Below are 9,888 nucleotides of genomic sequence, written 5' to 3'. Positions count from 1 at the left end.
AACAAAAATAGCGCCAAGCTTAGGCTCATCGACTTTACGTAGCTCAAGTCGCTCGCAAGTCAGTACCAAAGCAAAATCGCTGTTTTCATCATGAGATAAATTCCAACGGGTCGCTAAGTCATTTAGATGATCGATTTGGGTAGCATCTTCGCAAATCAGTTGTAGTTGCAAGGTCGTCTCCAACAGACAGTAGTATTCAAAACAAAAGAGGCAACCAGTTTACCTGATTGCCTCAACAATACATATTAGCGGTGAAAAGTATTCACAGCTCGGTCGGCTTACCTAAACCAATTACTCTATCTCTCGTTCTTGCCTTAACTCTTCAACAAGCTCGGCCAGTGGCTTCGGTCGGCCAATAACATAGCCCTGAGCGTAGTTAACACCGAGTTCAATCAACTTATCGAGAACCTGAGTATTTTCAACAAACTCAGCCACCGTGTGCTTGCCCATCTGCTTCGCTAAATCATTGATCGAACGAACCATCACATAGTCCATCTCGTTAACATCAATATCACGCACAAACAGGCCATCAATTTTCACAATATCAACGGGCAATGCCTTCAGATATCCGAATGACGATAAGCCTGAACCAAAATCATCCAGAGCAATCAAACAGCCGAGCTCTTTAATTCGAGTAAAGAACTTGATTGCCTGCTTCATATTACTCATGGCGGCCGTTTCAGTGATCTCTAAACAAATCTTATGGCAAGGCACTGATGAGTTCGCCAAACTTTCAATCAAGAATTCAACAAACTCTCGGTTACCCATCGAGTGACCAGAAAGGTTTATCGAACACATCCCCAAATCATCAACGAGATGTGGGCGTTGCTCCAACCAATTCAACGTCTGACTGACGACTTGGCGATCAATCAAATGCGCGATGTTATAGCGCTCGGAGGCTGGCATGAAGATCCCCGGTGAAATGTACTCACCTTGGACGTTCTTGATCCGCACCAGTATCTCAAAGTGCATTTTGTTGCTATTTCCCTCTAGACCAAGAATACGTTGGGCAAATAACTCCAAGCGATCATTGGCTAAGGCTTCGTGTACCAAGTTAACGCATTCCATTTCTAAATGGCGACGGCGCAGATCTTCATCATCTAGATGATAAAGGTGATAACGATTTCGCCCTTCCTCTTTAGCGGCATGGCAAGCGGCATCCGCCTGTGCATGCACCATTTGTGATGAAGCGGCAGTATGGTCAATCAATCGAATTCCGATAGAACAAGTAAGATTGAGGTGAATATCACCCCATAAGAATGGATTCTCACTCATCATCGATATAATACTGTGACAGACATTGACAGCATCTCGCTCAGTACAGTCTTTGATTAATACCGCAAACTCATCTCCCCCCATCCGAGCTAACACAGCATTGTAAGGAAGCACATCTTCTATCAGATTAGCGCTAAATAAGATCGCGGCATCACCCGCTTCATGCCCAGCAGTATCGTTCAATACTTTCAATTGGTCCAAATCTAAGAACAACATCGCATGAGTTCTCATATGACTCTCGACCTCTTTCAGCGCCTTTTGTAGCTCTTGCTCAAAGTGGTTGCGGTTGAAAGTGTCTGTAAGCAGGTCATAACGCGCTTGGTATTCTAACTTTTCAGAAAGTTCGCGGGTTTCAGTAATATCCTCTCCCACAATCAACAGCTGACCCGAGTCGACCAATGGACGAATATTTTCACGAATCCAGATCGTTCTACCGTCCGCATGACGATACTCGATATCACGACGCCACACGCCGCGAATTTTGTGCTGTGGTTGCAACAAGATATGACGAGGAATCATCGCGTTCTCATCCACATAAAATTCTCTAGGGCGATGCCCCAAAAGCAGATCAAGTGGATAACCTAGTAATTCTTCAGCAAACTGGTTCACTTGCTGAATGCGATTATTGACATCCAGTGTAATCATCATCACCGGCTGCTTGTCGTAATACAGTTTGAGATTCGCTTCACGTTGGAATAATTTGTTCTCAGCAAGCTTTCGTGAGGTAACATCACGAGCTTCAAATAAGAACTGAATGGTGTCCTCTTCACTGTTCGGCATCGGCTTTAAAGAGATATCTAGCACCATTCCACCACGATCACGGCACCATACCTCAGCCTCAAATCGTAGGGTTGGATAATCATCCCTTTCAGCAAAATACTCCTTCAGCACTTCGCCAGCGGCACCCTCCCAATATTCTTGGAGAGGTGTTCCTAATTTATAACCTTGATTATAAAGAAGCTCATGCAGCTTACTGTTGCTCGACAGCAGTACACCGCCTTTATCAAGAATACCCATGTACTGTAGACTTTGATCGAATATCGACTCTAGTAACAGCTGGCTTTGTCGGCTAGCACGCTCACTTTTCTTGAGGCGGTTGAGGTAGTAAACCAAGGTCGCAATAACACACGACATAACCAGAAACAGCAAACCTATTGTTCGAATTTCATCGTGATAACGCACCAAGAATGACTGAGGCTTATTGAGAAAAGTAATTGAAGCTTCATTCTCAGTTCCCAGCCCCCAGCGTGACATCTGTTGGTAGTCGAGTTTAATTTCCGATGCGCCAGGTGCGACTAAAGGCAGAGGTTCATTTGGGTTTGCTAATACCTTTAGTAAAACACGTCCCGTATCTCGACCTTGCGTTTCACCACTTTGAATAACACCGCCTATCGCCCCAAAACCCAACCCCAAATCGTGCACCATATACAGTGGCATTTGGGTTTTAATGTTCAATTGTCGCCAGTCTTCAACGCTACTCACGTTGCCTTTAGCATCGCGATAATATGCCCAAAAGAGTAAGCTCTGATCTAGATCGGTTCGCTGAGAAAACGCAATTAACTCTTGGTAAGAGTCAGGCACATAGTGCTCCAGCAAATCGGAAAAGTTGGGGTGAGCCTCAATAGAACGATCAATTTGTGAGCGGATAGCCTCACCTGTTACTGAATGGTCAGTAACAATGTATATCTTCTTTATGTTTGTTTGAAGACGCTTAATTAGCTCAATATTACCCAATAAATCAATATCTTCAGTAATGCCCGTCGCATTCAAACCTTCAATCATTTCAGGAGTAAAATTGTTGATACCACCAAAGATTACTGGCGTATCTTTGAGATCGGGCGCAAGGCGCTTCATTAAATTAAGGGCGTTATTGTCACTGACTACAACCGCAGCAAATTCTTCATGCATCAACTTGGTGTGATAAAGCTGATAAACGCGCTCTAAGTATTCTGGGTTTTGAGTTCGTTTACTATCCAAATAAACAACTCGATACGATAGTCGATCACGCTCCAGTTCTTCTGATAATCCTTTGTGGAAATCATCAGTCCAGAAAAAACCCTGATGATAAGAGTGAATAACCAACACATCTTTTGTTTGAGCTGAAACAAAAGCACTCCAACACATAACAATCAAAAACAACGAAAATCGCACTGAATTCACCCTAACACTATAGTTGCTGCTAATATTATCACCCTTGGCTATGATGTGTACTAAAGCCGGTATGTTTTTTATTCACCCTAAGGATTATGCATGTCCACAACTACAGCTCGTCTGGATGATCTAGACCGTGCCATTCTCAAAACCTTAATGGAAGATGCGCGCACGCCTTATGCTGAAATGGCAAAGAAATTCGATGTCAGCCCCGCGACGATTCACGTTCGTATCGAAAAGATGAGATCAGCCGACATTATTGAGCGAACCGAGGTTGTGGTAAACACCAAGAAGCTTGGTTACGACGTGTGTTGTTTTATTGGTATCAACCTCAATGCAGCTCGTGATTACCACTCAGCCATTGCCAAACTGAATGCATTAGATGAAGTGGTTGAGGCGTACTACACCACTGGCGCCTACAACATTTTCGTTAAACTGATGTGTAAATCGATCGAAGAGTTACAGTTCGTACTGATCGATAAATTGCAGGCGATTGACGAGGTTCAATCGACTGAGACACTGATTTCATTGCAGAACCCTATCAACCGCAATGTAAATCCATAATCGTTTGATAAATCGATACAAAAAGAGCCTCACAAGGAGGCTCTTTTCACATTCTGACTAGCACAATATTAAGCGCTGATACCCGCATGACGCAGCATCGCGTCGATTTGAGGCTCACGACCACGGAAGCGTTTGAACAGCTCCATTGGCTCTTCACTACCACCCATTTCAAGGATGTTGTTCAGGAAGCGATTACCGGTTTCAGTGTTGAAGATACCCTCCTCTTCAAATGCTGAGAACGCATCTGCCGATAACACTTCTGCCCACAGGTAGCTGTAGTAACCCGCGCTGTAGCCACCAGCAAAGATATGCCCAAAGCTGTGTGAGAAGCGGTTCCAATCAAGGCTTGGCAATACAGAAACCTTAGACTTAACGTCGGCTAACGTTTCTAGTACGCGAGCACCGACTTCTGGATCGTATTCTGTGTGCAGTGTGAAATCGAACAGGCCAAGCTCTAGCTGACGCAGGATAAACATCGCAGATTGGAAGTTTTTCGCCGCTAGCATCTTCTCTAGCATCTCTTTCGGTAACGCTTCACCCGTTTCGAAATGACCAGAGATGAACGACAACGCCTCCTCTTCCCAACACCAGTTCTCGAGGAACTGACTTGGCAACTCAACCGCGTCCCAAGGCACGCCATTGATACCAGAAACCGCACTCGCATCAACTTGCGTTAACATATGGTGAATACCGTGGCCGAATTCGTGGAACAAGGTTACCACTTCATCGTGCGTAAATAGCGCAGGCTTATCACCGACTGGCTTGTTGAAGTTACACGTTAGGTAAGCCACTGGCGTTTGTAACTCGCCAGATTGAGTAATGCGACGACCGCGACAGTCATCCATCCAAGCGCCGCCACGTTTGTGCTCACGTGCGTATAGATCTAGGTAGAAGCTACCGCGCAATGTGCCTGTCGCATCAAAGATGTCGAAGAAGCGCACTGAATCATGCCATGTATCCACACCTTCACGCTCAGTCACCGACATACCAAACACACGGTTCAGTACTTCGAACAAGCCAGAAACCGCGTTCGACTCAGGGAAGTATGGACGAAGCTCTTCATCAGAGATCTCGAACAAGTTCTGTTTTTGTTTCTCGCTGTAGTAAGCGATGTCCCACAGGTTTAGCTCAGAGACACCAAACTCTTTTTCAGCAAACTGACGTAGCTCTTCGACTTCGCGCTCACCTTGTGGTTTGGCTTTTACTGCTAGGTCGTTAAGGAAACCAAGTACTTGGTCTGGCGTTTCTGCCATCTTAGTCGACAGAGATTTTTCGCTGTAAGTGCTAAAGCCAAGCATGCGTGCGATCTCGTGACGCAGCTTAAGTTGTTCAGTGATGATCTCAGTGTTGTCCCACTTACCAGCATTTGGACCGCGATCTGAAGCGCGAGTTACGTAGGCTTCGTACAGTTCTTTACGCAGTTCTTGGTTATCACAGTACGTCATCACTGGTAGATATGAAGGGATGTCCAGAGTCAGTAGATAACCTTCCTGCTCTTTAGCTTGTGCCGCGGCTTGTGCTGCTGCCAATGCCGATTCAGGCATACCAGCCAGTTCAGCCACGTCTGTAACTTGCTTGCTCCAACCCATGGTTGCATCAAGCACATTGTTTGAGAATTGAGAACCTAGCTCAGACTGGCGCTTACTGATCTCACCGTAGCGATGCTGTTCGTCCGCTGGTAAGCCAATGCCTGATAATTCAAAATCACGCAGTGCGTCAGTGATGGTTTTTTGTTGAGCTTGGTTTAATGCCGAGAATGCTTCGCTCGCCTTGATCGCTTTATACGCTTCGAACAAACCTTTGTGTTGGCCGACCCACGTGCCGTACTCAGAAAGTACTGGTAGGCAGCTCTCATAAGCGTCACGCAGTTCGTCGCTGTTCATAACAGAATTCATATGGCTTACAGGAGACCAAATGCGGCCTAAACGATCATCCACTTCTTCAATCGGAGCAACGAGGTTGTCCCAGCTTGGTGAAGTATTACCTTCAAGTACTTGTTCTATTTTGTTGCGACACTCTTCAATCACTTGCTCAACCGCTGGCTTAACGTGCTCAGGTTTGATCTGTGAAAACGGAGGTAAGTCCGTGAAGGTTAATAGCGGATTAGACATATAAACATTCCTTTGGCTTTAGAGACTTTCGTCTTTTTTGTAATGAGGTCGTCTTACAGTCATCAGGCTAAGGATCGCCCTAAAAAATCACCTGCGAATAGTTATTAAATAGTGTCCATGAAGGCAAATTTCAATAGTAGAACCAATAACTAACTGCATATTGCGAACAGCTGTTCCTGAATTGTTCGAGAATTTATGGTCCATTGGGGGTTATAATAGTCAAATTAACCCCACCTACACTAACCACACTCTAATTCGAGAGTGTTACGAGAGTTTAATTTGTTAAGTTATCGCCACAGCTTCCACGCGGGCAACCATGCCGACGTGGTAAAGCATATCGTACAGAGCCTTATTCTTAATTCTTTGAAACAGAAGGATAAGCCTTTTGTTTACCATGACACTCACTCTGGTGTAGGTCGTTACGACTTAACGCATGAATGGTCTGAAAAAACGGGCGAATACAAGCAAGGTATTGCACGCGTCTGGGCACAAACAGAACTTCCTGAAGACATTCAAAGCTACCTTGAGTCTATCTCAGCACTCAACAATGGCGAAAAACTGCGTTTCTACCCAGGTTCACCACGTGTAGCACGTGCGCACCTACGTGACCAAGACCGCATGGTATTAACCGAACTTCACCCTGCAGACCACCCGCTGCTTGAGCAAGAGTTCCACCGCGATCGTCAGGTGTCTATCTATAAAGAAGATGGCTTCCAACGCTTAAAAGGCAGCCTGCCACCAAAAGAGCGTCGTGGTTTGGTGCTAATCGATCCGCCTTACGAACTGGCAAAAGAGTATCGTGATGTTGTGACTGCGATTGCTCAAAGCCATAAACGCTGGGCAACTGGTATCTACGCAATTTGGTACCCAGTGGTAAACCGCTGTGATATCGAAGACATGATCGAAGGACTTGAAGGCTTAGGCATCAACAAGATTCTACAAATCGAACTTGGCGTATCACCAGACACCAATGAGCGTGGCATGACAGCATCAGGCATGATTGTTATCAACCCGCCTTGGAAGCTAGAAAGCCAAATGAACGAAATTCTTCCATTCTTGAAGGAAGCAATTGCGCCGGCAACCGGTCACTTCAAAGTAGAGTGGATCGTACCCGAGTAATCTCGAACTTAACGTCATGCTCTGACGAATATTCAGCAGATTGTGACGTACACGAATAAATTTTAAACAGGGAGATTGAGTTCAACCGATCTGCCCTCAATATAATAATTAGACAATTTAAGAATCTATAGGACGTAGGTGTTCAGTGCGCTCACTGTACCCACAGCCTTCAATAAATGGAGAAAGTAATGGCGACTCATTTTGATTACATCTGTATCGGCGGCGGTTCAGGCGGCATCGCATCAGCTAACCGCGCAGCAATGCACGGTGCAAAAGTTGCACTTATCGAAGCTCAAGACCTTGGTGGTACTTGTGTAAACGTTGGTTGTGTTCCTAAAAAGGTTATGTGGCACGGTGCTCAAGTTGCTGAAGCGATCAACCTATATTCAAAAGACTACGGCTTCGACGTTGACGTAAAAGGCTTCAACTGGGGCAAACTGGTTGAAAACCGCCAAGCGTACATTGGTCGTATCCACAAATCTTACGATCGTGTTCTTGGTAACAACAAAATAAACGTAATCAAAGGCTTTGCTAAGTTTATTGATGAAAAAACCGTTGAAGTTAACGGTGAACACTACACTGCAGATCACATCCTGATCGCAGTAGGTGGTCGTCCAACCATTCCAAACATCCCTGGCGCAGAGCACGGTATCGACTCAAACGGTTTCTTCGACCTGATGGAGCAACCTAAACGTGTTGCTGTTATCGGCGCGGGCTACATCGCAGTAGAAATCGCAGGCGTACTAAGTGCACTTGGCACAGAAACACACCTGTTCTGTCGTAAAGAGTCACCACTTCGCAGCTTCGACCCAATGATTGTTGAAACACTGGTTGAAGTAATGGAAGCGGAAGGTCCAACACTTCACACGCACTCTGTTCCTAAAGAAGTAGTGAAAGAAGCAGATGGCACGCTGACTCTGCACCTAGAGAACGGCAACACTCAAAACGTTGACCACCTAATTTGGGCTATCGGCCGCCACCCAGCAACTGACGCTATCAACCTAGCATCAACTGGCGTTGCAACAAACGACCGTGGCTACATCAAAGTAGATGAGTTCCAAGCAACCAACGTTCCTGGCATCTACTGTGTTGGCGACATCATGGAAGGTGGCATCGAACTAACACCTGTTGCTGTTAAAGCCGGTCGTCAGCTTTCTGAGCGTCTATTCAACGGTCAAACAAACGCAAAAATGGACTACACGCTCGTTCCTACTGTTGTATTCAGCCACCCACCTATCGGCACTATTGGTCTAACGACTCAAGAAGCTGAAGAGCAATACGGCAAAGACAACATCAAGGTATACACGTCTGGCTTTACTGCAATGTACACTGCAGTCACTCAGCACCGTCAACCTTGTAAGATGAAGCTAGTATGTGCTGGCGAAGAAGAGACTGTAGTTGGCCTACACGGCATCGGTTTCACTGTTGATGAAATGATTCAAGGCTTCGGTGTTGCAATGAAAATGGGCGCAACCAAAGCAGATTTCGACTCTGTTGTGGCGATTCACCCAACGGGCAGCGAAGAATTCGTTACCATGCGATAAACCACTGTAAGTCAAAGAAATATTATACAAAAGCCGACCTATGTCGGTTTTTTTTGTTTTTTACCGTATGGTTGGGATATTTATTAACCGAACAGCATTTTACATACTTAACTTGGAATCAAGATCAAACTACAATCGCGCGCTATAAAATTACACGCATAAAAAAAACAATTAGCTCTAATACATGAAGGATGTACGAGTAATGAAAAAAGTGAGTATTCTCGCAGCAGCGATTGCAGTGGCTTTAACAGGTTGTGGTAGCGACAGTTCTAATTCAGGTGTCACAACACCGCCAGGACCATCCACAACAACCAACAAGTTTATCGATGCCGCTGTTGAAGGTATCTACTACAGCACTAGCTCTGGTTCAAAGGGCATCACAAACAGCGAAGGCGAATTTACCGCTAAGTCTGACGACACGGTGACCTTCTTCATTGGTGGTGAAAATGGCTTGAAAGTAGGGGCAGCATCAAACCGTGATGTACTGACACCATTTGAAGCAGCGGGCAAATACGACCGAGCTCTAAATTTAGCAATTCTACTTCAGTCTTTAGATAACCAATCTGGCAGCGCTTCTGATGAAGTACTGACAATTCCAGATGCGCTGCGCGAACCTGATGCAGCGACGTTAGCGAAGATGAAAAGCCTAAGTCTAGATGACCGTGATTCTGTTACAGACTTCCTGACAGCGATGGGAGTCACTTCAATTACTAGTGAATCTGAAGCATTGGCTCATATGGAGAAAGCATTCGGAGAAAAATCAGGGACTGTTCGCGGCAGCACTGATGCCAATCCATTTGTAGCGAAAAATGGGCAATTCATTCGCTCAATCATGGTGAGACAGTATGATATTAACGATCCAAACAACCGCCCTAACGACAAGACAATGTTAGTTCACGCTGACAAAATGCTCCCTAAAGCTGTGTTTGAACATACACGTGGCACGCCTTACTTCACTTATCAAGATTCAGCCAATGGTCTTATTGCTGTAAGTGACAGCGACTCTTTATTGTCATACGCAGACGCTGAAAAGTACATCAGCTGTGTATTGACGGGAAGTTCTGCAGGCTGCAATCAAACAGCTCACCCAGACTTCACTCTAAACGCTCCGTTTTCTTACCTTC

6 protein-coding genes and 1 pseudogene are annotated in these 9,888 nt (G+C 45.4%); 4 read left to right on the top strand and 3 right to left on the bottom strand.

Features of this window, described 5'->3' with window-relative positions:
- Both AB4653_RS02475 and AB4653_RS02470 read right to left on the bottom strand, forming a co-directional pair.
- A partial coding sequence (locus AB4653_RS02475; protein ID WP_372103246.1) for a class I SAM-dependent methyltransferase occupies positions 1-171 on the bottom strand: 171 nt, incomplete at its 3' end.
- Positions 172-291: 120 nt separating this feature from the next.
- A complete protein-coding gene (locus AB4653_RS02470) occupies positions 292-3,399 on the bottom strand; it encodes an EAL domain-containing protein (protein ID WP_346762942.1) in 3,108 nt (1,035 codons plus the stop codon).
- 126 nt (positions 3,400-3,525) lie between these two features.
- Here AB4653_RS02470 and asnC point away from each other — a divergent pair, with 126 nt between their 5' ends.
- Positions 3,526-3,990 (top strand): transcriptional regulator AsnC, encoded by a 465-nt coding sequence (asnC, locus tag AB4653_RS02465; RefSeq protein WP_009848066.1) that lies wholly within the window; start codon positions 3,526-3,528, stop codon positions 3,988-3,990.
- Between the two features lie 68 nt (positions 3,991-4,058).
- Here the strand turns inward: asnC and prlC are convergent, their stop codons facing one another.
- Complete coding sequence (gene prlC / locus AB4653_RS02460; RefSeq protein ID WP_102257538.1) at positions 4,059-6,101, bottom strand: oligopeptidase A; 2,043 nt, start codon at positions 6,099-6,101, stop codon at positions 4,059-4,061.
- A gap of 279 nt (positions 6,102-6,380) precedes the next feature.
- On the opposite strand from prlC, the gene AB4653_RS02455 reads away from it, so the two are divergent.
- The 3 genes and pseudogenes from AB4653_RS02455 to AB4653_RS02445 all read left to right on the top strand — a co-directional run.
- Positions 6,381-7,220, top strand: a complete 840-nt coding sequence (locus AB4653_RS02455) for a 23S rRNA (adenine(2030)-N(6))-methyltransferase RlmJ (RefSeq protein WP_029224298.1) — start codon at positions 6,381-6,383, stop codon at positions 7,218-7,220.
- A gap of 188 nt (positions 7,221-7,408) precedes the next feature.
- Positions 7,409-8,764, top strand: coding sequence for a glutathione-disulfide reductase (gorA, locus tag AB4653_RS02450; RefSeq protein WP_102257537.1), 1,356 nt, complete (start codon positions 7,409-7,411; stop codon positions 8,762-8,764).
- Positions 8,765-8,966: 202 nt separating this feature from the next.
- A pseudogene (locus tag AB4653_RS02445) lies at positions 8,967-9,888 on the top strand (hypothetical protein); the annotation flags it as partial.

Origin of the sequence: Vibrio sp. 10N.222.48.A3 (assembly GCF_041475345.1) — a bacterium.
Taxonomy (GTDB): domain Bacteria; phylum Pseudomonadota; class Gammaproteobacteria; order Enterobacterales; family Vibrionaceae; genus Vibrio; species Vibrio tasmaniensis_A.
This window is presented reverse-complemented; position numbering and strand designations above follow the sequence as displayed.